This window comes from Rhodococcus sp. Leaf233 (genome assembly GCF_001426165.1).
GTDB classification, from domain to species: Bacteria; Actinomycetota; Actinomycetes; order Mycobacteriales; family Mycobacteriaceae; genus Rhodococcoides; species Rhodococcoides fascians.
Genome location: NZ_LMRO01000002.1, coordinates 25,502 through 46,056 on the forward strand (window position 1 = coordinate 25,502; position 20,555 = coordinate 46,056).

A 20,555-nucleotide genomic window follows, 5' to 3' on the forward strand; every position below is an offset into this window, starting at 1 on the left:
CGATCCAACGACCAATTACCGATCTAGGCGAAGACGGGCTGCAACCCGCTCATGCCGCAAGACGAACTGCACTCGGTTCGGAGGACGACCATGACATCTTCTTATCCAGGCACAGTGTTACATCGCGAGTCCGACCGTAAACCCCTGCTGTGCCAGGCGGTGAACATCTCGGTCCCTGGTTTTGCTGTCTGTTCGTTGCGTGAGGGCACGCACGATCTGCATCAACTTCGGTGCGAGGCGACCGGCGAGCTCCTCGGTGAATGGACCGACGCGGACACGACGTTCCGCGAGCCCACCAACGAAATTCAGCGCTATATCGAGTTCAGCAGCACACCGATGCATGAGATCGGCGACGTCGCCTGACTCCCCAATCTCGACTGGTGTCACCCAGTGACCCCGGTCGTGAGTTGCAGGACCCCCTACTTCCTGCAACTCGACGATGGACCGGCGCGAGGATCGCCCAGTGACGCTTCACTCATCATGTGCCGAACTGCGCGATCCCGCCGGGACATCAATCATTCAGTCAAAGTTGAACTGATAGAGAGGAATTCACCCATGCCCTGGATCTTCACGCAGCTGTGGTTCTGGCTCAGCCTCCTGGGCTGACATCTGAAATGCGATGCGCCCGCCGGGTCGGCGGGCGCATCGCACAGATAGTGCACAACCGGCAACATGTCTTCGCCCGTCAAGGGTCGAGACATGTTGCCGAACTCGTTTCGGCAGCGGTCGCAGAGTTGGCTTCAGCTGCTCCGAACTGAGCCCGCCATACGCGCCCGCAGCTCCTCCAGGTCGGCGGCGAGCGCAGTGATGTGTTCGGCGTCCGCGACCGGGTCGAGGACCGAGATGTTCGCACGCAGGTTTCGTACCTGAACGGACCGCTCGGCGGCCATGCGGTCGGTGTCGGAGATGTCCGCTGCATGGGTCACACGCAGCACCGTAGCGTTCCGCATCGGCTCGATCGTTCCGCGGAGATCGGCCGCGAGCTGCTCGGCAATGCGGTGTGCATCCTCGGGTGAGTATGCGCCGACCTCGGTGTGCGAGTTGGGGATCGGGCCGGGCCGGGTGGAGTACACCTCCACATCGAGAACCTCGACCGCGGCAGGACCGTCGACCGCCGAATCGGGTAGCGGCGGTGACGCTTCGACGATGGCGGCTACTGCGGCGGTGACATCTTGGGGTGCGGAGATGACGGTACCCAGCACACCGTTCTTGTATGCAGGCAGTGCCGCCAGCGCGGCCGCGAATTCGCCAGGAGTGCCGATGAAGTCGACATCACGGTGTGAGCTGCCTTCGGACACGGCGTCGATGACGACGGAGACGGTGTCGACTTCGCGTGTATCCGACAATGCAGCCGCTTGCGTGAGTGCGAACTGCCCGGCTGAGCGGGAGGTGTAGAACGCGCCGCGGAAAAGGACGAGACCGGGATCGCCGTGCTCGTTGATGAAGGCGACTTCGACGTTGAATTTGGGCTGAGCCATCAGAGGTGTCCTTCGAAGGTTGTGGGCGTGGGGGGTCCCCGGGATCGGGGAGAGATCGGTGACTGTGAGCCTACGAGGTCAGCAGTATCGATGCTGGTCGGTCGAAGTGACCATCCCGCCGACCAGCCACAGCAGGAAAGAGGCCCCGCTGCAGAAACGAGTTGTCGCGAAAATAGAAGGCCCCGACTCCCTGCGGGAGGATTCGGGGCCAGCGGTGAGCTCTACTTGCGTTCGTAGATCAGAAAGCCTGTCTGCGCGCCGAGCCCAACGAACCTGAACTCGTCGGATCCGAACGCCGCTCGGGCAACTGAGCTACCCAGAGCAGGTGGCACGGTCCCGTCGACGTGCACGCGATCGTCGCGCAGCAGTACTCGGGGCAATTCCCGAGCGACCTGCTCGAGGGTGACGCCGCACGCTATCTCGGTGTCGGTCAACTTGTGTTTGTAGATGTTCATGATGCCTTCCGATTGGGAGCCGGGATTGTCTATGCGCTTACGCCGCCTGTTCGAGACGAATCTCCTGGCGTGCTCGTCGTCGATCACGCCGGTTGGCACCGGTCTTCAGGTTCTTGACTTCGCCGGCGCGCCAGTTGTGTGCGCGACGATTGCCCGCAAAGGCGTCAAACTCGCTTCCGCCGACTGTCTTTCGCTTGGCCATAATGTCCACCTTTGCTATCGCAGTGATCGGTGTTGCTCGTGGGCGTTCTCGATGGCAGCTCCGCTGCCGCCTTCCGGGAGCTCGGCCGGCGGGGTCGGATCAAGTTCGAGAAAGCGACACCCCGAACCTCGCGGGGAGGTTTCGGGGTGTGGGCGGCGAGCAGGGAGACTCAGGCAGCGCAGAGATCGACCAGCAGGTCGCGGTATCCGCAAGCGGGGCAGATGCAAGCAGGCTTGTGGTTCTGGTCGAAACCGGTTTCCAGCTCGAAGGAAACGTCGGAGCCGTCGACACAACCATTGGGGCAGATAGGCATGATGTTTCCTTCGTTCGGAGTGATCTGATTTCTTCGAGGTGGCTTCCGACAGCAGCTCCGCTGATGTCTCTTGTCCCGAAAACACCCCTGCCGCAGGTCGATCGATCCTCGATAATCGACCAGAGTCAGTTCTGCAGTCGACGTTTTCCGTCACGGTTTACAGCCCCGGGGGGATCGACCTCCCCGACGATTGCGGCACTGCAGTAACACCTGAGTCCGCACGAAGCCCTGCGGATGCGCCAGGTGCGTCCCGTGTTGACATCGGTCATCACCGCGCTTTCGGCGCTTTTCCGTTCGATCGTGTCGTACCGAGCGACATCGTCGAACGACACCGCCAGCTGGACGCGACCCTGCGAGTCGCGTTCGAGCCCGGTGAGGTGGTGATCGTCGTACGGGCTGAAATTCAAGACGTTCGGCGCGGTCACCATGTGTTGACGCCGTTCTCGAGCACCGCTGCGGTTTCGCCGTTGTAGTCGACGTCGATCACGACGCCGTCCCGGTGGTGGCCATCTACCTCGATCACGAGTCGGCCGGTCTGACGATCGACCCACACCTCGACGGTCGCCAGGGGGTCGCCGTCTGCGGTGGAGGTGGTGAACGCGCGGTGTTGCAGTTTGCGACTGTCGTGGGGGACGACATCGACGGTGGACTGTTGACCAGCCATGGGCTGATTCCTTTCTAGGAGTGTGGCTTTGAGATGCTGCGGATGTGTGTGGTGCAGCCGCGCAACGGGGGCTATCCGGCTTCGATTCCGGAAGCCACGTCGTGCTCCAGGGGTTGCTGACAGGTCGGCGACCACGAAATAGTGGGATCGAGAGCACGAGCAATATCGATGATGCGCCCGCGCCGCAGTTCGGACTCAGAGCAACAGATGTCCTGGCCACCAACGGGGTAGCTGGGGTGATCACTGGCCACGATGCGGCAATCCCAGCTGCTGTCGTGGCAGCTGGGCACGCAGGAGTCGGTAGGTCCGGGGTGCCGCGTCACTGGCAAGACCACGATGCGGTAATCGGCTGCCCAGTCGGGATGCCCTCCACCGTTCCGACCAGGAGCTTTGTCGACTTTGCGCGCGGGTAGCTCGATGAGGTGGTGTCGCGCAGGGTACGGAAGGGTGACAGGAAGCAGCGAAAGGCCGTGATCGATGGAACCGATCGGTGCTTGAGCGAGCCTCGATGCCTCTTCGGCATCGGATTCGAACAATTGGATGCCTTGGAAGATCATGGTGTGCTCCGCTCGGTGGGGATCTCGATTGTGATCGGGCCGGTCTCGGCGCGGCGATGTCGCTGTTGTCATCGGCGCTGCAGATGTTGTGTCTTGCAGCGCTGGACGCCGTCGACACGACCGATCGACGAACAGCGCTGCGTCACACCTCCAGAACCCGACCGCGACGCAGCTCGGACTCCGAGATGGAAAGGTCATGACCCCCGACCGAGTAACTGGGATGATCGCTGGCCATGACGCGGCAACCCCAGTAGTCGTCGTAACGGCGGGGCAAACTCTCGTCGGTGCTGCCTCTACTGCGTTTGAGCGGAATCACCACCAGACGGTGACCGCCGTCGCACTCGTGACCGAGGCCGCCGGTCGTACCCGAGCAAGGATGAATCTCCCTCCAGGGCAGTTCGATCAGTTGATACTCATTGGGATGGGAGTTGGTGACCGGCAGCAGCGACAAACTGTGGCTTGTGGAGCCGACGGGAGCCTGCGCGAGCCGGGCGGATTCCTCATCGTCGGTCTCGAAGAACTGAATACCTTTGAAGGTCATGATTACTCCGATGTCGGGTGTGAGTGATTGCTCGTCGTGTCGAGGGGTCTTCTGTCAGCGGCTACGCCGCCGATCAGTAGTTGAGTGAGGGGTCACCGATCGTCGATTCGAGGTTCACACCGTGGGGACCCGGGCTCGGGTAGGGCATGTTCGGTATCGCCGAAGAACCAACCTTGATCAGCAGAGGACGCAGATGGACCCCGGTAATCCAACGGTCGGCCGGCCACCGTCCAGCACGCGTAATGCCAGACGGTGGCGTCGAGTCCGACTGCGTCGGCGCCGTCGAGCGCGCCGTAGCCGTCGTACGAGCCGGCGTGGATGCTTCCCTGGGGTCCGATCGCAACACCGTTGTTCATCCATCGATTGACCGGTGAGGTTGCGGCCAAGGACAGCAACGGGTGCCCGCAGTCGACACAGTCCTCACTGAAGAATCCCATTACCGATCACCCTCGATCGTCGAAAGGCGAACCTGCGCAGGGTCAGTTGGGGATAGAGAGGCAACGCCGGCATCGCTCACGCGGTAGCTCAGGCCTGCGAGAGCGGAGAGATTGTCGATGATCGTTGCGATCGTGTCGACATTTTCGTCACCGCGGTGGTGGTCGGTCAGCAGCGCCTCGGTTTCCGAGACGACCTCGGATCGCGTTGTGCGTATGGGCATTACGAATCTCCTTCGGTCATGGACAATCGGGTTCGGATCGAAAGAAAAGGCCGCAACAACCCAAGTGGGGATGTCGCGGCCTTCTTGATGAGAGGTCAGCTCTTGAGCGCGATGGCGAGAGACTTCGCCGTGCGGTCGGTCACTCCCGAGTACACGCGCGCGGATCCTTCGCCGCCGGTGATTCCCCAGCGGATCTTGGTGCGTGCGGAGCCGGCAGCCCGACGGACGATGCCTTCGCCGCCGGCGCGGACCACGTTCTCGTTCAGGTTGCGCAGGTTGCGCAGCTCAGCGAGGAGATCACGGGCCGTGTAGCTGGGGAGTCCGGTGACGGCCGGATTCTCCAGTGCGTCGAGGTGTACGGCGAGATCTTCGACGTAGGCACCGAAGGAGGTGACGGTGGCGGAGTCATTGGCGGCCACGAACGCGTTGTAGCGGTCACCGCGAGCGTTCCATTCGGTGACGATGGTGCGCTGCTCGGCGACCCAGGCGTTGAGGTTCAGGCCCAGGGCCAGAGTGAGCTGTTCCGGTGCGGTGGCGGTGAGTGTGGTCATGATGTACCCCTGTCGTGAAAGTCTGGAGGACGGTGGTTCGACCGGGTGTGGTCGCCGATCCTGTTCAGGCATTTCTCCGCAGGGCTGCTCTGCTGCCCCGTAGTTGCTCGTCCTGTCCGTAATGGAATCCACCGGACAGCCGCGTTGTTGGTGAAGCCGTCGACGACGTTGGCACGTTCTGTTGGGCATTGCTGACGGCATGGATGACGTCGAGAGCTGAGGTGGCGACCGGATCGAGCCGAAGGCTCTCGCACAACAGAACCCAGTTGAGAGCGTTCCTTTCGAGCGGAGTGAGAGCGCTGGCGGTCATGGATGTGCTCCGTTGTGTCGGCGGGCGTGCGGGTAGCGGTGTGAGGAAGAGCCCTGGGTTACTCGAATCGGTCGTGTACCGAAATGATGTTCTGGGGGTAGCCGGTGAGATGTTCGAGCAGTTCGGGTAGCCGGCTGTCGGTGGTGCCCGCGTAGTTGCCGCTGGCCATACCTCGGCGTATGCCCGCTTCGACGGGAGCAAGGTGCATCTTCCGTGGTCTGCGGGAATCCAGGGACGCGCTGTAGCGCAGAACGACGGCCGGGGCGCTAGAGGTGGGTGCGAATACTCGGGACTGTTCGGGTAGTGCGGTGACGCGCATTCCGACGAGTGGGTAGAACAGCATGTTGTCGTCTTCGTCGGCGTCGGTCTCGATCCCGACGAGAGTGACCCGCTCGTGGCGGCCGGTGAGCCCTCCGAGTGTGAAGTCGGTGGCCAGCTGCGCATCCCGATACACGGAGAGGATCAAACCCTTTCCTTCGTTGGCGATAGCGTTTTTCGACATGATTCGTCTTTCTGTATGGAACTGGAATGGAATCAGGGCGTTTCGAGCGAAACGGCCTCCTGTGCAACAGGCTTCGGGACATCTGCGTCGAGGTGCGGTCAGGCCGGCGATGCGTAGTCGTAGTAGCCCTTGTCATCGCTCCGGATGAGCGCATCGGCCAATCTCTGTGCGTCGCAGGCATAGAGGCCGGAGTTGGGAAGAGTGTTGAATTCGATCACGACCGAGCGCCCCTGGTCGGGCACGTGAGCCAGGTCCACGACGTACGTTCGCAGTCCGATGGACGCGAGGTGCTCGATAACGGGCCCAGCTGCGACGAGATGAGCCGCGACGGTGGCCGGATCGTCGGTCACGGGACTGTCGGCCGCGGCCGCGATGTGGTTGCCTCGCCGGACCCGCATTGCGGTGTCGAATGGAGTCGGGCCGCTGTGATCGAGCGGTGTGTACTCCTCGATACACGCGGCGCCGGTGATGGGCCGGCCGTCCACGACGAAGATCCTGTACTCGCAGGTCATGTCGATCCACGGGCTGACAAGGAAGGCGTCGGCCTGGCCGTCGAGACGGACCATCGACCAGTCGAATGCCTCGTGGAGACGGTCTTCGACGGTGCGGTGATCCGCGTCGAGTTCGATGCGAGCAATACCCAGTTTGTGGCCGGCGATCTTGACCACTGCTGCGACGTGACCGGCGGCGTGCAAGGCAAGGAGATGCGGGATCAGGTGACTCGCGGGCGGATCGGCGATTTCGCTGTCGTGCATGCACGACGCGAAAGAGCGGCCGGTCATGCTGTGAGGCAGTGCCGCGAGCACCCGTTCGAAGTCATCGACGGTGTGCGATCCGCCTTGCTCTCGTCGCGTGAGCGGGCCGGTCCGGTGTGCGAGATCTGCCCGTGACCAGTCCGACGTGCCGGATCGGCGTTCGGTCTTCAGACCGGCGGCCATAGCGGCGCGGCGAATGGTTGCGATTCGTATGGCGTCTTCCCAGAAGTCTTCGACGTCACCCTGCTCGTCGACGGGCCCGATGTCGATGCCGGCGGCCTGGACGTCGGCGAGGATCGCGTTCATCAGTTCGAGGCGAGAGCCTTGGGCGGGTAGACCGTCTCTGGTGATCAGACCGGGGAAGGGTCGGAGCCCATGACTCATGAACAGGGTGGACATACGTGATCGATCCCTTCAGTCGGTGAGCGATGTCGAGGCGTCTGTATCGGCCTGATCGGTGTCGTCTTCTCGCGCGACGATCTGTCCGGTTGCCCACATCCAGTAGCCGAGATCGGTGTCGCCGTTCTTGACCTCGGAAACCCAGTCGATGCGTGGGAAGTCGACCACGTCGCCGTGATAGCCGTGATCGGCGATCAGTTCGACCATCCGCTCGGCAGCGGCCACGGGGTGGCGTTGATCGTCGATCCCGGAGCGGTTGGCCTCGCGCACCCGGTCGTCGAAGAAGTCGCTCCGAAGAAAATCCTCGTCCACGTGCGCCTTCCTCGGCCAGCCCACGACCTCGAAATATGGTGCAGCGGTGACGTCGTCCTCGCAGTTGCGGACGCCGCCGGTCAGATCATCCCCGTCCTGCGTGAGGTACGAGATATAGGCCTCGGCCTCTGCGGCCGAGCGAGCGTTGATGAGGGTTGTTGTGGTGGTGGTTTGAACGTGGGTGATGTTGTAGGTCTTCATGATTGGCCTCTCTCGATGGGGGGTTACGAAGCAGTAGCGATCCGTCGGGTGCGTCGCGGTAGGGGAACACCCCACAGGACCCGGTAGGACGTGATGTCCTACAACAGTGCAGCTTTGACTCGACCACCGATCCATCGCGCGGCATCGACGGACACTGCGTTACCGATCTGCTTCTTCACTTCGTCGACCTTCCCGGTGAACTCGTAGGTATCCGAGAACCCCTGTCCGCGTGCACATTCACGGTTGCTCAGCATGCGGAATCGGGGCCCTTCATCGGTCAATGTGGCGACGCCGTGATGGTTGCCGCCAGCGGTGATGGTGGCCAGCGGGTGCGCGTCTGCGCGGCGAGCCTTCGCATTGCGGCGGTAGGTCACCAGGTGTGGGGTGTCGAAGTGGGTGATCTGATCGATCTGGTCGGAGACGTACAGCTTCCGTGTCACGAGCTTGCCCGGGTCGGGGTCCAGAATGCTCAGTGCGGTGGTCCGTTTCGGCTCCCTGAGAGTGAGGTCGACGTTCCCGTCACGTGTGAAGATGGCGAAGTACCGGATCCGGCGCTGGGCCGCTCCGACGTCTGCCGCATCGAGGATGATGACCTGATGGCAGTACCCAAGAGCTCGCATCCCGGCAAGCCACCATGAGTACAGCGACCAGGCTTGGAATTCGACCACGTTCTCCACGATCACCGCGTCGTAGCTATGTACTTCCGTCGCAGCGATGACAGCGAACGCCGTAGCTCGATCGACGGATCCGGCGTCGGCACGGCGCATCTCCTCCAGGACGGGAGGCTGTGTGCGGCCACCCGAGCGGGCGTGCCAGACGCAGGAGGGTGACGCCCAGAGAACGTTGGTCGACGGGAAGGCCCGCCAGTCCACCTCCGAGAGATTCGCCAGGATGTGCTCGGTGCCAGGGTGGTTCTTCTGATGCGTAGCGATGGCGACAGGGGAATGATTCGCGGCCGCGGCGACGTGGAATCCGGCTTGGGTCATCCCTTCCGAGCTGCCTCCGGCTCCGCTGAACGCGTCCGTCATGGTGAGTGTGACGCCGCGCGTAGTGTGCTTTCGGCGCGGTTGGGCGCGTGTGCTGATCATCGGTGAGCTCCTGGGTGGGATTGCGGCGCGGCGGTCCCAAACCGCTCGACGACGAGGTGCGAGCCGAATCGAGGGTGTGTTCGGGTCATATCTGTCGCCGCAGGGCTGCTTCGCTGCCCGTACTGCTCAACTGATCAAGACGCGCCATCAGGGCCGCTCGCGAGAAAAAGAAGGGACCGCAACGCGGTGTAGCACGCGTTGCGGTCCCGATTCCGGATCGACGAGGTCCGGGGTGAAGTTCTTCCGCAGCGCACCCCCGGTAGCGAGGGAGGGTGCGCTGCGGAGTAGGAGGGCGCGTGTCAGGTCGCGCTTGCACGCGGTGCCTGAACGCACCCTCTTCGCATGACGGCGCTCAGGCCGTCCGGTTCTTGGTGGCGGAATCGGTCTGCGTGACTGCTTGTTTCACGCTGACCATTCCACTCACTGCTTTTCCGGTGGGCGCTGTGCGCCCATCCGCGTGTTGCGAGCAAAGCTCGTGCCCGACAGGGCCCTTCCTGTACTGCTCAGGTTTGTGGTCGCACGCAGTTACGGGCTCGGAGTGGGTCGACGCTGCGCACCATCGAGCTGGTCGAGTCGGACTTGTGCCGCGGCGGCAGCCGCCTGGGAGGCCTCCAGTTCCTTCAGAGCCACCACCCGTGCTTCTGCGAGTTCTGTCTCGGTCAGCTCCTCGACCAGGGTCGACAGTGCCGGGTTCTCGCTCTCGTCGATCTCCAGGACGACGGTGATCCGAGTCTTCATGTCGCCGTAGCCTGCCGCGTTGGGGTCTATGAACGTCGTGGCGTTTCGATAGCCCTTCCGGTTGTACGTTCGCGCGACCTCGAATGTGTCGAAGGAATGCCACGCCGTGTTGAGCTCGGCAAGGATGTCGAGCACCCGTGCTCGGGCTTCGATGCCGTGATGGTCGTCCGATGTGAAGGCAGCTGGTTTCATGGTGTGTCCTATCGAAAGCTCGAGGTGTCGAATCTAGCTGGCGTGACGAGATACGTCAGCGACCAACCGGATTGCTGGAATCCTGTGCGGCGTGGACGTGCGGACGATGTCGATCGGTTCCGTCTCGGCCGGGGTTGCGATGGGGTTCAGTAGCCGGCGGACGACGGAGACCAGTCTGAATGCAGCCCACAGGCTTGATCCGACCGCGATCAGGGTCGCTGAGTTCACCACGCCAGGTATGTGGCCGACGCCGAAGACGAGAGCCGCGACGATCAAGGCGAGGTTGATGGCGACGAGGTCGCGGCGCAGGGTGGGCATGGTTGTACGCGAAGTGTGTGTCATGAGGGACCTGTTCGTAGGCGAAGGGTCGGCCGGCGTGAGGACCAGAGCAGCTGCCGGTCAGGTGAGGTTGAGCTGGTACTGCCGAGAGCGTTCCTGGCAGCGGCTGTGCCGCTGAACCTCTGGAGTCGGCCTTGCGTGCCAGTGAGAGGGTTCGAAAGCAGAAAAGACCCTGTTCGCCGCCGACAAGGGGGAGCGAACAGGGTCTTTTGCAGGGTGCTGTCAGCTGGTGGGGCTACTCGATGGTCGAGATCAGACCGAGTACCAGTTCCGCCGCGGCGATCGCTTCTCGTTTTCGGTCCTGCCAGCCGGCGGGATCGCCAGCGTCGACTGTGACGAGCTGCCGCAGCGGTACCTCGTAGGGGAGCGTTCCTGCACCGGCCGAGATCCACAGGTGGAACGTCCCACCGGTCTTCCAACCGCCGTCGGACTTGAGAATCGCGGCACAGTCGTGGGTAGCGTTGAGCCACTGAACTTCGCCGATACCGCCGTCGTCGTAGTCGCAGATCGGACTGATCCGTTTATCGGGTCCGCGGCCACCGTGAGAGGCCTCCTCGGGAGTCACCGCGGTGGGGAAACCGTCGAGCCAAAACCTGTCGATGCTCTCGATCTCGTGGTCCAGCATCTGTACCCAGCCGTTCGCGTAAACCTTCATGAGGTCCTTTCCTCGGGTGTTCTGTTGACTTCTATCGGTATTGATTCGTCGAAGGCTCGGCCGCTGGCGACCAGATCGAGATCCACCTCGCCCTGTGCGAGACCTCCGAAGTTTACGAGCTCGAACAGCTCGCGCTCGGCGTCCATCGAACTCAGCTGACCCTCGCACACGCCGATTGTGAGGTGCTTGAGCCGACGCTGCGTAGGAAGGTCGAGATCGGAGTGAAAGGTCCACCCCTTCATGGGATTTCCGGTCTCGAAGTCGGAGAACCATGCGCCGTCGAGGGAGAACTCCCCAAGGAGAAAGCCGGTGATCGCGCTGATGCGTTGTTTGCCGTCGACGATCGAAAACCACCGGTCGGAATCGTCGCCTGTATCGGGGAATTCGGCTGTCAGACGGTCGTTGATGACCAGTGCGGGGATGGGGATCCCTGATAGGAGTGAGAACCAAAGCGCTCGCTTCCTCTCGACTCCCCAGACGACGCCCCGCTGGTAGGGCGGATTGATGTCAAGTTGGGGGAGATAGTGCAACAGGAATTCGAGGGGACGGTTCGTCGTCGTCAGAGAAGCGCGGGGCAGGGCGATCGGCATTCGGAGGGCCTTTCTGTGCGCAGTGACATGGTATCGATCGAAGGCAGATCAACCGGTTGCGGAATCAAGTTGCCCGGAGCACAGATCCGGCTCCCACTCGGTGGATCGGATCAGCCGCTGGCGCGCGGTCGGGCCGTCCACTGCCCTCACAGCGGCGATGTACTCGAGCAGCGCCTCGAACCCGGACACAACCTTGCCGCTGCAGTAATCGAGTCCGTCGACGGCGAGCTCGGAGAGCAGAGCCAGCGCCTCGGCCTGGCCGACACTTTGATCGGAACCGCTTACGACCGCGACAGATTGCACCAGCGAACGCCATTGTGCGGTGAGGGCATCTGTGGCGCCGCCCGCGGTCGCGGTCCGTCGGCTCAGACGAGCTGCCGTCTCGCAGAGTGCTGCGAGCGCGGGCACTTCGGTGGCGAGTCCCCAGCCATGATGGTCGAGTAGGTCGGCGAACCACGCCCATCGGCGGGTCGGGCTCGCTAGGACGTCTGGCAGATCGAGATGCCCGAGACCGAGTTCGACGACGATGTCGTCGAACGGGCACAGGGGGTTTCGCAGTTTCTCGGCGAAGGTGGCGTGGGGGGTATCGGCGATTGCCATGGTGGGCCCTTTCGGAACTCATGAGGGGTGTGCGCGCGCGAAACCTGGCCCTGAGCTCATCGGGAGCGGGCCGGATTCGTGCGAGGGAAGAGGGCGAACAGGTCAGAACGGGACTTCGACGGCGGCGTCCGCGAGGCTGATGGAGCGGGCAGCCAGCCGAGAGTTGGCTGTTGAACCGGCGCTCTCGCGTGCGTGAAGAAAGCGCAACGACCAGTGGGTGGTGACCATCCGCGCTGTTGTGTCGTCGGACCAGAAGAGCCGGAACGGTGTTCTCTGGCCGCCGTCCGGGCTCCACACGATGAGGGTGGGGATCCCCGCGCGGACCGCTGAGTCGACGCAATCCCAGGTGCCTTTCGACCGGCCGAGCTGCGGGGCTTGATTCCTGGACACGGTCGGCATTGCCAATAGCAGTTTGGGTGCGAGAGCGATCATTGCCGCGTTGCGGCGATGTCCAGCCATAACGCACACGTCGGTGCCGACGTGCCGAGGTGGACACAAGCTGACGCGCTGCTCCGGATCATCGGCAGCGAAGTTCGGCATGGTGAAGATGTGGGTGCCCCACTGGGCAGGGTGGCAGACGGTCTCCCACCCCGGCGTAGCGTCGCCGGCTGCTTTCCACACGGCGGTATCCGCTCCACCGGCACCGCCGTGATCGAGCAGTAGCGGTTGGGGGTCGGAGACGGTGTCATCGTCGAGCAGGATCCGAGCAGCGATCAGTGCTTGTGCGCCGGCGGCAGCCTGGGCTTCGCTGGTGGCGTGTCTACATCCCGAGGTCAGTACACGCCGCCGGCCGGCATGTTCCGGGGGAATCGAGTAGATCCGATAGTCGGACATGGGGGCGCTCACTTTCGTCAGGGACGGGTCCTGGCACGTGCGTTGCTTCGTGCTCCTGTGCGTCCTGTCAGCGGCTCTGCCGCTGCGTCGCCGACGGTGAACTGATCTCGTGCTGTCGGAACAGAAACGCCCGGCTCGTCTCACCAGAGATGAGACGAGCCGGGCAACAATCGGCTCAGTCGACTGTCTTCAGGGGGCGGTGAGTGTCAGAGTCCGCCCAGCACAATGGTGAGATCAATGACGGTGTAGCAGACGACCACCGTGAGCAGAATGAGTACCGCGCAGCAACCGACCAGAATCTGGCGTTCACGGCTCGTGGCCCTCAACCGTCGAACTTCTTCGAGCAACAGATGCTCGGCGACGCCAGGCTCATACTTCTGATCGTGCTCGAGCACAAGGGTTTCCACGGCACTCTCTCGCCGGTTGCGTAGCAGCAGGCCGAGGAGAAGCCAGCCACCGAGAACACCCACCACGACGAGCGCAAGCATCAGTGTCAATGTGGTCGGATTCATCACCAGGGAATTTCCGCTTTCTTCTCGAATGGTTTGGTTTGCAGCGCTTGCGTGTCGGGGGCGTCGATTATGATGGCGAACAGACCGGCTCACCCGTCCCCCCGGGGGAAGTCGGTCGAGTGGCGCAAGCCCTCGAAATTGGCCGCCCTGAGCCCCCCGCACAGGGCGGCCACTTTCGTCCTCCACGATGAAATCTCAGAGCCGGACACCCGTTAAGGGTGTCCGGCTCTGAGGTATCGAGATCGTTGTCAGGCGAAGGGCCCGTCGGCGTTCTCAGCGGAGGCCTGCTCGACGGGACCGGTTGCTGCCGCGGCAGCATCGGTGCCACCCTCGGTCTCGGCGTTGCGCTTGCGCCGCGCTGCGGTCTCGGCCTTGCTCTCCTCGAGCACCACGTTCTTGATCTCGTTGGTCGCCTCGTAGACGGGCTTGCCACCACGGGTGAAGGACTGCGTGTAGGGCTCGTAGAAGATGCCCACCTTGGATCCGCGCGTGACGTAGCTGTAGACGCCCTCGCCCTTGCCCTGGGGGATGAACCCGGTCAGGTCGACGTAGCGCGGCTTGGCCTCGTCCTCGCTCTTGCGCACGAACTCTTCGGAGTACGCGAGCGTGATCTTGACGGTCTTCGAGCCGTCCTGGTTGTCGAAGAAGACCGGGTCACGGGTCAGGCGGCCGGTGACCTTGGCGAAGTTGTTGGCGTTGATCTGCGTCATGATTTTCTCCTGAGGTGTGTCCAGGGTGGCCCTGGTTCGATTCGGATGGTCGACCCCTGCGACTGGTGTGTCAGTGGGGGCTCACGGTTTCTCCGGCGAAGGCTCTGCCTGTCGCGGTTTGTAGCTCGTGATTGTCCGTGCACTTTCTCTCGAAGTGCATCGGTGCTATCGCATTTTTCTCGCCAGCGGCTTCGCTGCTGGATTTTTGTGAACTGCTCACTTTCCACACCGAGAAACTCTGACTGATACTCTTTCGGCAAGGACACTACGCGCCATCACCGATCTGCACTAGCTCTGACCAGTGTTGATGACCGCGATCGAAGCGCAACCAATGCAGACTGGAGTTTCTCGGTGACTAAATCGACACGCACGATCGCGGCGGTCGCGATGGTCTGTACCGCGATCCTTGCGTCGTCGGGATGCTCGCTTGTGACCACCAGCGGTATCGACTACTCGTCGGCGAGCGCCGAGCAACCCGCGGGCGCGCCCAGGATCGTGGAAATGACGGTGACCACGTCGTGGCCAATGAGGAACGCGAGCAGGATCCGAGGCATGGATACGCTGGCCGACGGGAAGCTAGTGGCGATCGCGGCACCCGACGTTCCGAATGGTGCAGCGGGGGCATTGTTGTCGATCGACACGGAAGTGAGCACCGATGTCGATCCGGCGACCTCGCTTCACCCGATCGCCTTCGGTACCGATTACGCAGCAGCTCAGGCGGCGATGATTCAGATCGCCAGAGGGTGGGCCGTTGCGGTGGGGCCGGACGGACACACGGTCATCAGTGCGGGCACTCGCTACGGCGTTCTGGGAGACCTGGGGTTGTCACCAGACGAACCGGGGAACTTCTTCGGGATCGCCACCGACAAACCCGGATCGCCGATAACACCTGTCACGGGAGCATGCTGGTTCCCCGGCATCGGTGACGAGGCCGCCGGCACATTGACCGCAGACGGGTCGAACACGCTGGAGCGTCGTATCGCTTCACCAGCCGGTCCTGGGGACGGGCGACCCTCGCGAGTACTCATGCAGACAGGGCCGCGGCTCGGCCTCCGTGAGGATCAACAATCCATCACCGATCAGAAGGGGCCAGCGGCACCGCCGAGACTGGCTCCCGCGCAGGAACTCCTCGTCGGTGGACTCGCCGATATGGCCTGCTTGGACAGCACGCAGGTCGAGGACCTGCGCAGTGCAGGTGTGACGGAGGGACTGCGGCCCGGGCGCGGTGCTTCGGTGTTGGCGGTCATCGACCGTCAGCTCGCAGACTCGTGGTTCGACAGCGGCGTCGACCTTGCGAAGAAGACGGTCGAGTGGCACCCCGAGGGAACACACAGCAGTGGTGGGTTGGTCGGTGAGGCAACGGCTGCCGGGCCGGATCGGCTCGACGCGGTGGCGATCGACACCGGAACCGGTGTCGCAGTGGCCGGGTTTCACCTTCAGGGCGAGGGTGTTGCCGACGACGCGCAAATCACGAGCCTGACACTCGACAAAAATGATGGTGCCCGAGGTTGGGTGACGATCCAGGGCCAGGACAGACTGTATGAATTCGTTATTGGTGTGAGATAGTCAGCTTGAAACTAGAGAAAGAAACTCCGCATATAGGACATGAGCAGACACACCACCTGCAGTGGCCAACACTTCCGAGCGCTCATGTTGCGGCGGGGGATATACGGAAAGACGAACTGATGACGACGCCGAACGGACCCGATCAGCCGGGCGCACGCCCTGGCCCGCCCTCGCCTGAGCCGCCGTACAACCCTCGGCCCAGCGTGCCTCGGTCCGTGATTCTCGGCGGGGCTGCGGCAGTCGTCGCAGTGATCGTCGTGGTCATCCTGGTGGTGTCGCTCAGCGGCGGTGGAGACGAGAGCCCGAACGGGGCCTCGGACGGGGCCGAAACCAGCATCAGCTCCAATACCGAGACGCCGAGGTTCGCGCCCGTCCTGAGTAACGCAGCATTCACCCGGTCCGGTTGGTACGACAAGGCGACACAGGAGCCTGTCGCCCCGCCTCAACGGATCACGATCACCGGCAGCATCGACCTTCGGGCAGACGTCGAGTCGATCGGCTACGGCCCTGTCGAGCAGAGCATGCCCAAGATCGCGAAGTATGCGGACACCGATTCGAGCTTCCCTCGAAACCCGGCAGTCACACTTCTCGTCGACGACAAAGGGGCACTTCGGATGTTCTGGTCGTGCGAAACCATGTACGACAAGCCCGTCGGGGCCAACTGTGGCACGCCCTACAACCTGACACTGGACATCTCGGGCACCGAGCCGGTCGTCGTTTCCAAAGCGACCGGCTCCGTGGACTACGGCAGTGAGTCGACCACTTCGTCGCGGGAAGAAGACGGGAACATGTCGGTATCGAATCCCGACCGGCTTCCGTCGTCCACACTGGCCAGTGACGAGAGGACCGGCGCGACAACAGCAATGGTGCTCGGGGCAGTGCAACCGAACGAGAGCCGCAGCAAGGTCTACTTCGTAGTTCCGGATTCGCTCGAACTCTTTATCGGAGAGCTCGAAAGCAGCCGATAGGACCCGGCTGGAAACAGAACCCCGCATCGGATGCCGACGCGGGGTTCTGTTCTTGGCGGTGAAATGAGCGAGCAGGCAGGTCTGCTGAACTTTGTTCAGCCGGCGGTCGGCGCGACGAGATAGTCGGGGTCGCCGGGTTCGAGAGCGTGCGCGCCGTTGTGCTGATCTGCCGCGTCCTCGGGGGTCATTCCCCGTGCTCCGGGGCTCAGCGTTCCGGCTGCGATCTGACGCTCGGTCCAGGAACTGATGGCGTCCTTCATGTCGGTCATGGTTGTCCTCTCTCGATGCTGTGTCGAGGGCGCATCCGCCACCGGCTCCGCCGGAGGGCCAGGGTCGACTGGAAGACGATGCCGTGCGCACACAGCCGAGGCCGGCGCACCTGAATGAGAAGTCCAGAAGTTATTGTCGACCGACCCGAGCGAGCGACTATGCGCAGGTGAAGTGCTGTACCGTAAGACGTCATAGCGCGTCGTAGGAAAACTGCGCCGACATATACGAGAAGGTGGAGCGATCTCAAGTGGCAACCGAAGGCAAAGAGAAGGTGTCCGTCGCTCGCCCTACGATCAGGATGAATCTCCAGACCTACGAACGTGCGAAGTTCTGGGCGAGTCGAGAGGCCGAAGCGGCCGGAACGACGCCGAATTTCAATGACTTCGTGAGCGCGGCGGTGGAAAACGAGATTGCTCGCCGATCGGGCGTCGAGATCGATGCTGACAACATCTTGACCGGCCGTATCAACCAGATGGCCGATGCTGTGAAGTCCATGGAGACACAACTCGATGCCATGAGCTCGATGGTGAGGACGACGTTCTCGACGTTGATCGAGCTCGCTCGCGGCGACAGCATCCTCACCGATGCCACCGACGAGGAGGACGGCGAACTGGACGGGGTGCGGAAATGAGCGCCAGCGAAAGCCAGAACGACGCAACCGCCGACCCGCTGGTGAGCTGGGAGTCCATTCCTGGGGCAGGAGGATCGCGAGCGGAGCAGGACGGAGCCGACACCGAGCATGCAGGCAGCGCGTACGAGCAAGTGCGCGGACTACTCGCCGAGCCAGGACCACGGGTTGGTACCAGCCGACTCAGCGAGAAGATGGCCGAAGAGATGGAGTCGTTCGACCAGCGATGGAGCGAACGACCTGTGTCCTCACTGGTCGCAGCCGGCAAGAAAATGGTCGACACCGGACACACCGCCGGCCTCGATCGCTTGCTGGGGCTGGCCTCACCCCCAGCAAGCGTGCCGGACGGCGTCGACGAGATGGCAGTCGCGACACCCGATGACGAGGACACCGCGGCTGAGCCGTCCACAACGTCAGCGCTCGACGTCGAGGTACCCGATCAGTCGACCCCGCCTCCGGTCGAGCAGGTCGCGAGCCAGGAGCGTTCGACGGTGGCGACTGCGAACCATCGGTTGGCGGCCGCGCAGGAGGCGTACCGATCGCTCAACCCGGTGGAAGTCGAGATCTTTCTCGACGAGGCCGAGTTGCTGCATCGTCAACAAGCGGCGGCCGCAGCCTCACGCTCACAACGACTGGCGCTCGACAGCCTCAACGAGCAGGAGGGTCGCATCCTCGCCCTTCAGCGAGACCTCGAGACAGAGCGTGCCCGAGCCGATGTTGCGACACAGGAGGCAGCGGCCGTCAACGAAGCCCTCGCTGCTCAGGTGGCGATGCTCGAGGGGCGACTCGAACTTGCGGCAGCCGAAATCGAATCGCTGCGTCGTATAGAAGGAGACGATTCCGAGGGCGGCGCGGGACGGCAGTTGATCAAGGGTTCGGACGATCTGCGCCCGGCGGACGCCGACGAGCCGCACAGCTCTGCAGAGACACGCGAGAACGCCGACGCCGACGCTGACGAGACAGTGGACGACGCGTACACCGCGCTGCCGATTGAGGTTGCTTCGGAACAGCCCGATGACGTGCTCGCAGCGGACGTGTCGGTCGACATCCCGGACGAGAGCAGCAGTGTCATGCGCGAGGCCCTGCAGCGCCTCGCCAACGGCGAGCACGAGCACTCAACGCAAGAGGCTTTCGGTGAGTAGAGAGACGACAGAACATGAATGAAGCCCAGACTTCCGCTGATCGTCAGCTGCTGCTCGATCGCGCCGGGAAATTGTGGGATCAGTTCGTCAAGGCCGAGCGCATTCTGTTCGACACCGGTTTCAGCGGGTGGAGCGCACCCGAGAACGGTCGGGTGTGGCAGTCGGTCTCCGCCTCTCGGGGACCGCGTTTGATGAAACTGATCAAGGACGTCGATCCCGACCAGCTAGAGAAGGCGATCGATACCTACCTGATGGGAATCGACGAGCTCCACGCGTTGCGCGACCAGATAAAGGCGATCGACGCCGGCGCTGCAGATGCGGACACCAGTCCGGACGGTAACCACGCCGGGGCGCTGGCGACGGAGCTGAGCAAGCGGAGTCAGGAGCGGCTGTCGGGGTCGAAGCCCGGTCTACTGGTCAGCAAGTTCACCGGCCGGAAGGTGTCCCTCAGTCCGAAGGTTCTTGCGGTCGGGCCGGAAGCGGGAGCCTGCATAGGCGTCAGCGCACCGCGGGCGCAGGCCTTGAGCGCACTGGCAGGGTCGGTGAAGAAGGTCGACCGAGTCGACGAAGCCCTGCTGGAGTTGCTGCGTGAGCGAGCCAGCGTCTCGATGCGGGCTGCCGGCATCGAGCCCTCCGGCGTCGGAACGGAATTGGGTACGGTCTCGCGCACCGCTGTGGTCACCGCAGCTCTGGCAATGGTCGTACGGGCAGCAGGTGTAACAGGCATTCGCCTCAACGAAGAAGGCGAACTACTGGTCGAACTACTCGGTGACACTGGGGATCTCGCGCGAACGGCGAGCATCGATGCGCGCCTGGCACTGCTCGGGGACCAGCTCGACAGAGTGGAGGCCACAGGCAGAGCCACACACGCCAAAGCGGTCCAGATCGAGAAGCAGGGGTTCCTCACCAACTTAATCGCGAATTTCTCACTGGCCGAACGTCTGCGAGTGGTCCGACCCGGTACCGACAGGCCCGAGACGGAGGTCGACGTTGCGGATCCGAAGGCACTCGGCCTGCTCGACACGATTACAGGTCAGGCGCGACGAGAGTTGACGCGCCGCACTGACGCCAAGGGCCGTCCTGGTCCGAACCGGCCTGGCCACCCGGCCGAGTTGTAATACTTTCAAAACTACTCGACCTATATTATTGGAGCCTCGACGCATGGCGTATCCCCAGGTCCAGTGTGTATAGTCTCAAATTAGGGAAACAATTACCGGGTCGGGCGGTTATTCGTCGAGTTTCTTCGGCATACCGTGTGACCTTTACGATCCGGGCACGCGTTCCGGGGAAGACACGAGGAGTGGCACATGAGTTCGGATGACAAGCTCAACGTCAAGCAGTTGCTGGCGGACATCCTGAAGAAGCTCGGGTCTCTTGAGGAGAAGATCGACGCCGAGATCGAGGCCCGCCGTGACCTCTCCGAGAGCGCGACCGAGACACTCACGAACTACGGCGCGGCCATCGCAGGGGTTCAACAGGGAACGTTCGCGATGCTGAGCATGCACATCGACATCGTCGGGCCGCGGCGCAAGCATTCCGACCCCGAGGTGGCAGCGGAAGCGGAGACTCACGCGCAGATGGCGATGGAAGCACAGGCATGGGTCGCACCCACCTTGTTCGAGAACCTCTATGGTGTCAGCGCTGAGACGGGCGAGCCGCTTCCCGGCCGCGTGCCCGGCGTCGCTCTCAAGAGCGCTGATGCTGGCGTCGCCCTCGAAAACGTTTGAGCCATGCGGAGTTGCGAGGAATCCAGGGTAGCTGGTAACCTCATTCTTACAACCGCAGGTATTCGTACCTGAGAGAAGCCCCCCGGGAAACTGGGGGG

At 63.0% G+C, this 20,555-nt stretch carries 29 protein-coding genes; 7 read left to right on the forward strand and 22 right to left on the reverse strand.

The window, feature by feature from the left end; all coding sequences use genetic code 11:
• Window positions 1-51: 51 nt before the first annotated feature.
• Window positions 52-363: a hypothetical protein gene (locus ASH04_RS05600; protein WP_156394471.1), complete on the forward strand. Its 312-nt coding sequence runs from the start codon at window positions 52-54 to the stop codon at window positions 361-363.
• Between the two features lie 377 nt (window positions 364-740).
• Here the strand turns inward: ASH04_RS05600 and ASH04_RS05605 are convergent, their stop codons facing one another.
• The 21 genes from ASH04_RS05605 to ASH04_RS05710 form a co-directional block, all read right to left on the reverse strand.
• Window positions 741-1,478, reverse strand: a complete 738-nt coding sequence (locus tag ASH04_RS05605; protein ID WP_057472983.1) for a hypothetical protein — start codon at window positions 1,476-1,478, stop codon at window positions 741-743.
• Between the two features lie 221 nt (window positions 1,479-1,699).
• Window positions 1,700-2,032, reverse strand: coding sequence for a hypothetical protein (locus ASH04_RS05610; protein ID WP_156394472.1), 333 nt, complete (start codon window positions 2,030-2,032; stop codon window positions 1,700-1,702).
• An 837-nt stretch (window positions 2,033-2,869) separates the two neighbouring features.
• Window positions 2,870-3,112 (reverse strand): hypothetical protein, encoded by a 243-nt coding sequence (locus tag ASH04_RS05625; RefSeq protein ID WP_032373240.1) that lies wholly within the window; start codon window positions 3,110-3,112, stop codon window positions 2,870-2,872.
• 71 nt (window positions 3,113-3,183) lie between these two features.
• On the reverse strand, window positions 3,184-3,669 hold the full coding sequence (locus tag ASH04_RS05630) for a hypothetical protein (protein ID WP_052062910.1): 486 nt from the start codon (window positions 3,667-3,669) through the stop codon (window positions 3,184-3,186).
• 142 nt (window positions 3,670-3,811) lie between these two features.
• A complete protein-coding gene (locus tag ASH04_RS05635; protein WP_057472986.1) occupies window positions 3,812-4,210 on the reverse strand; it encodes a hypothetical protein in 399 nt (132 codons plus the stop codon).
• Between the two features lie 92 nt (window positions 4,211-4,302).
• Complete coding sequence (locus tag ASH04_RS05640) at window positions 4,303-4,647, reverse strand: hypothetical protein (RefSeq protein WP_057472987.1); 345 nt, start codon at window positions 4,645-4,647, stop codon at window positions 4,303-4,305.
• Window positions 4,647-4,868 carry a hypothetical protein gene (locus ASH04_RS05645; RefSeq protein ID WP_057472988.1) on the reverse strand — a complete coding sequence of 74 codons (222 nt, stop codon included), beginning with the start codon at window positions 4,866-4,868 and terminating at the stop codon, window positions 4,647-4,649. The genes ASH04_RS05640 and ASH04_RS05645 overlap by 1 nt, the downstream gene beginning before the upstream one ends.
• Before the next feature lie 95 nt (window positions 4,869-4,963).
• Window positions 4,964-5,419 (reverse strand): hypothetical protein, encoded by a 456-nt coding sequence (locus ASH04_RS05650; protein ID WP_057472989.1) that lies wholly within the window; start codon window positions 5,417-5,419, stop codon window positions 4,964-4,966.
• A 64-nt stretch (window positions 5,420-5,483) separates the two neighbouring features.
• Window positions 5,484-5,729 carry a hypothetical protein gene (locus ASH04_RS26430; protein WP_156394473.1) on the reverse strand — a complete coding sequence of 82 codons (246 nt, stop codon included), beginning with the start codon at window positions 5,727-5,729 and terminating at the stop codon, window positions 5,484-5,486.
• 58 nt (window positions 5,730-5,787) lie between these two features.
• On the reverse strand, window positions 5,788-6,231 hold the full coding sequence (locus ASH04_RS05655; RefSeq protein ID WP_057472990.1) for a hypothetical protein: 444 nt from the start codon (window positions 6,229-6,231) through the stop codon (window positions 5,788-5,790).
• Window positions 6,232-6,329: 98 nt separating this feature from the next.
• A complete protein-coding gene (locus tag ASH04_RS05660; RefSeq protein WP_057472991.1) occupies window positions 6,330-7,385 on the reverse strand; it encodes an ATP-grasp domain-containing protein in 1,056 nt (351 codons plus the stop codon).
• A 15-nt stretch (window positions 7,386-7,400) separates the two neighbouring features.
• Window positions 7,401-7,898 carry a hypothetical protein gene (locus ASH04_RS05665; protein WP_057472992.1) on the reverse strand — a complete coding sequence of 166 codons (498 nt, stop codon included), beginning with the start codon at window positions 7,896-7,898 and terminating at the stop codon, window positions 7,401-7,403.
• A 98-nt stretch (window positions 7,899-7,996) separates the two neighbouring features.
• On the reverse strand, window positions 7,997-8,986 hold the full coding sequence (locus tag ASH04_RS05670; RefSeq protein ID WP_057472993.1) for a DNA cytosine methyltransferase: 990 nt from the start codon (window positions 8,984-8,986) through the stop codon (window positions 7,997-7,999).
• 525 nt (window positions 8,987-9,511) lie between these two features.
• On the reverse strand, window positions 9,512-9,916 hold the full coding sequence (locus ASH04_RS05675) for a hypothetical protein (protein WP_057472994.1): 405 nt from the start codon (window positions 9,914-9,916) through the stop codon (window positions 9,512-9,514).
• Between the two features lie 33 nt (window positions 9,917-9,949).
• A complete protein-coding gene (locus ASH04_RS05680; protein WP_057472995.1) occupies window positions 9,950-10,234 on the reverse strand; it encodes a hypothetical protein in 285 nt (94 codons plus the stop codon).
• A 256-nt stretch (window positions 10,235-10,490) separates the two neighbouring features.
• Window positions 10,491-10,910: a hypothetical protein gene (locus ASH04_RS05685; RefSeq protein ID WP_057472996.1), complete on the reverse strand. Its 420-nt coding sequence runs from the start codon at window positions 10,908-10,910 to the stop codon at window positions 10,491-10,493.
• The gene (locus ASH04_RS05690; protein WP_057472997.1) at window positions 10,907-11,500 is read right to left on the reverse strand and encodes a DUF262 domain-containing protein; all 594 of its coding nucleotides are present in this window, start codon (window positions 11,498-11,500) and stop codon (window positions 10,907-10,909) included. The genes ASH04_RS05685 and ASH04_RS05690 overlap by 4 nt, the downstream gene beginning before the upstream one ends.
• A 48-nt stretch (window positions 11,501-11,548) precedes the next feature.
• Window positions 11,549-12,100 (reverse strand): hypothetical protein, encoded by a 552-nt coding sequence (locus ASH04_RS05695; RefSeq protein WP_057472998.1) that lies wholly within the window; start codon window positions 12,098-12,100, stop codon window positions 11,549-11,551.
• A 102-nt stretch (window positions 12,101-12,202) separates the two neighbouring features.
• The gene (locus ASH04_RS05700; protein WP_057472999.1) at window positions 12,203-12,934 is read right to left on the reverse strand and encodes a hypothetical protein; all 732 of its coding nucleotides are present in this window, start codon (window positions 12,932-12,934) and stop codon (window positions 12,203-12,205) included.
• A 206-nt stretch (window positions 12,935-13,140) separates the two neighbouring features.
• Entirely contained in the window at window positions 13,141-13,446 is a 306-nt protein-coding gene (locus ASH04_RS05705) for a hypothetical protein (RefSeq protein ID WP_057473000.1), read from the reverse strand.
• Window positions 13,447-13,694: 248 nt separating this feature from the next.
• The gene (locus ASH04_RS05710; RefSeq protein WP_032373222.1) at window positions 13,695-14,156 is read right to left on the reverse strand and encodes a single-stranded DNA-binding protein; all 462 of its coding nucleotides are present in this window, start codon (window positions 14,154-14,156) and stop codon (window positions 13,695-13,697) included.
• Between the two features lie 351 nt (window positions 14,157-14,507).
• On the opposite strand from ASH04_RS05710, the gene ASH04_RS05715 reads away from it, so the two are divergent.
• Both ASH04_RS05715 and ASH04_RS05720 read left to right on the forward strand, forming a co-directional pair.
• On the forward strand, window positions 14,508-15,722 hold the full coding sequence (locus tag ASH04_RS05715) for a hypothetical protein (RefSeq protein ID WP_032373221.1): 1,215 nt from the start codon (window positions 14,508-14,510) through the stop codon (window positions 15,720-15,722).
• A gap of 119 nt (window positions 15,723-15,841) precedes the next feature.
• The gene (locus ASH04_RS05720; RefSeq protein WP_156394474.1) at window positions 15,842-16,690 is read left to right on the forward strand and encodes a hypothetical protein; all 849 of its coding nucleotides are present in this window, start codon (window positions 15,842-15,844) and stop codon (window positions 16,688-16,690) included.
• Between the two features lie 95 nt (window positions 16,691-16,785).
• On the opposite strand, the gene ASH04_RS26435 is transcribed toward ASH04_RS05720, so the two are convergent.
• A complete protein-coding gene (locus ASH04_RS26435) occupies window positions 16,786-16,959 on the reverse strand; it encodes a hypothetical protein (RefSeq protein ID WP_155288619.1) in 174 nt (57 codons plus the stop codon).
• 248 nt (window positions 16,960-17,207) lie between these two features.
• Between ASH04_RS26435 and ASH04_RS05725 the strand changes: the two genes are divergently transcribed.
• From ASH04_RS05725 to ASH04_RS05740, 4 genes are all read left to right on the forward strand, one after another.
• Complete coding sequence (locus tag ASH04_RS05725; protein WP_032373219.1) at window positions 17,208-17,591, forward strand: hypothetical protein; 384 nt, start codon at window positions 17,208-17,210, stop codon at window positions 17,589-17,591.
• The gene (locus ASH04_RS05730; protein ID WP_057473002.1) at window positions 17,588-18,730 is read left to right on the forward strand and encodes a hypothetical protein; all 1,143 of its coding nucleotides are present in this window, start codon (window positions 17,588-17,590) and stop codon (window positions 18,728-18,730) included. The genes ASH04_RS05725 and ASH04_RS05730 overlap by 4 nt, the downstream gene beginning before the upstream one ends.
• 14 nt (window positions 18,731-18,744) lie before the next feature.
• On the forward strand, window positions 18,745-19,848 hold the full coding sequence (locus tag ASH04_RS05735) for a hypothetical protein (RefSeq protein ID WP_057473003.1): 1,104 nt from the start codon (window positions 18,745-18,747) through the stop codon (window positions 19,846-19,848).
• 189 nt (window positions 19,849-20,037) lie between these two features.
• The gene (locus ASH04_RS05740) at window positions 20,038-20,457 is read left to right on the forward strand and encodes a hypothetical protein (protein ID WP_032373216.1); all 420 of its coding nucleotides are present in this window, start codon (window positions 20,038-20,040) and stop codon (window positions 20,455-20,457) included.
• Window positions 20,458-20,555 lie beyond the last annotated feature (98 nt).

Bases quoted from the DNA above. Each gene is read 5' to 3' on its own strand.
- ASH04_RS05600 (WP_156394471.1), top strand. From the start codon at position 52: ATGCCGCAAGACGAACTGCACTCGGTTCGGAGGACGACCATGACATCT.
- ASH04_RS05605 (WP_057472983.1), bottom strand. From the start codon at position 1,478: ATGGCTCAGCCCAAATTCAACGTCGAAGTCGCCTTCATCAACGAGCAC.
- ASH04_RS05625 (WP_032373240.1), bottom strand. From the start codon at position 3,112: ATGGCTGGTCAACAGTCCACCGTCGATGTCGTCCCCCACGACAGTCGC.
- ASH04_RS05630 (WP_052062910.1), bottom strand. From the start codon at position 3,669: ATGATCTTCCAAGGCATCCAATTGTTCGAATCCGATGCCGAAGAGGCA.
- ASH04_RS05635 (WP_057472986.1), bottom strand. From the start codon at position 4,210: ATGACCTTCAAAGGTATTCAGTTCTTCGAGACCGACGATGAGGAATCC.
- ASH04_RS05640 (WP_057472987.1), bottom strand. From the start codon at position 4,647: ATGGGATTCTTCAGTGAGGACTGTGTCGACTGCGGGCACCCGTTGCTG.
- ASH04_RS05645 (WP_057472988.1), bottom strand. From the start codon at position 4,868: ATGCCCATACGCACAACGCGATCCGAGGTCGTCTCGGAAACCGAGGCG.
- ASH04_RS05650 (WP_057472989.1), bottom strand. From the start codon at position 5,419: ATGACCACACTCACCGCCACCGCACCGGAACAGCTCACTCTGGCCCTG.
- ASH04_RS26430 (WP_156394473.1), bottom strand. From the start codon at position 5,729: ATGACCGCCAGCGCTCTCACTCCGCTCGAAAGGAACGCTCTCAACTGG.
- ASH04_RS05655 (WP_057472990.1), bottom strand. From the start codon at position 6,231: ATGTCGAAAAACGCTATCGCCAACGAAGGAAAGGGTTTGATCCTCTCC.
- ASH04_RS05660 (WP_057472991.1), bottom strand. From the start codon at position 7,385: ATGTCCACCCTGTTCATGAGTCATGGGCTCCGACCCTTCCCCGGTCTG.
- ASH04_RS05665 (WP_057472992.1), bottom strand. From the start codon at position 7,898: ATGAAGACCTACAACATCACCCACGTTCAAACCACCACCACAACAACC.
- ASH04_RS05670 (WP_057472993.1), bottom strand. From the start codon at position 8,986: ATGATCAGCACACGCGCCCAACCGCGCCGAAAGCACACTACGCGCGGC.
- ASH04_RS05675 (WP_057472994.1), bottom strand. From the start codon at position 9,916: ATGAAACCAGCTGCCTTCACATCGGACGACCATCACGGCATCGAAGCC.
- ASH04_RS05680 (WP_057472995.1), bottom strand. From the start codon at position 10,234: ATGCCCACCCTGCGCCGCGACCTCGTCGCCATCAACCTCGCCTTGATC.
- ASH04_RS05685 (WP_057472996.1), bottom strand. From the start codon at position 10,910: ATGAAGGTTTACGCGAACGGCTGGGTACAGATGCTGGACCACGAGATC.
- ASH04_RS05690 (WP_057472997.1), bottom strand. From the start codon at position 11,500: ATGCCGATCGCCCTGCCCCGCGCTTCTCTGACGACGACGAACCGTCCC.
- ASH04_RS05695 (WP_057472998.1), bottom strand. From the start codon at position 12,100: ATGGCAATCGCCGATACCCCCCACGCCACCTTCGCCGAGAAACTGCGA.
- ASH04_RS05700 (WP_057472999.1), bottom strand. From the start codon at position 12,934: ATGTCCGACTATCGGATCTACTCGATTCCCCCGGAACATGCCGGCCGG.
- ASH04_RS05705 (WP_057473000.1), bottom strand. From the start codon at position 13,446: ATGAATCCGACCACATTGACACTGATGCTTGCGCTCGTCGTGGTGGGT.
- ASH04_RS05710 (WP_032373222.1), bottom strand. From the start codon at position 14,156: ATGACGCAGATCAACGCCAACAACTTCGCCAAGGTCACCGGCCGCCTG.
- ASH04_RS05720 (WP_156394474.1), top strand. From the start codon at position 15,842: ATGACGACGCCGAACGGACCCGATCAGCCGGGCGCACGCCCTGGCCCG.
- ASH04_RS26435 (WP_155288619.1), bottom strand. From the start codon at position 16,959: ATGACCGACATGAAGGACGCCATCAGTTCCTGGACCGAGCGTCAGATC.
- ASH04_RS05730 (WP_057473002.1), top strand. From the start codon at position 17,588: ATGAGCGCCAGCGAAAGCCAGAACGACGCAACCGCCGACCCGCTGGTG.
- ASH04_RS05735 (WP_057473003.1), top strand. From the start codon at position 18,745: ATGAATGAAGCCCAGACTTCCGCTGATCGTCAGCTGCTGCTCGATCGC.
- ASH04_RS05740 (WP_032373216.1), top strand. From the start codon at position 20,038: ATGAGTTCGGATGACAAGCTCAACGTCAAGCAGTTGCTGGCGGACATC.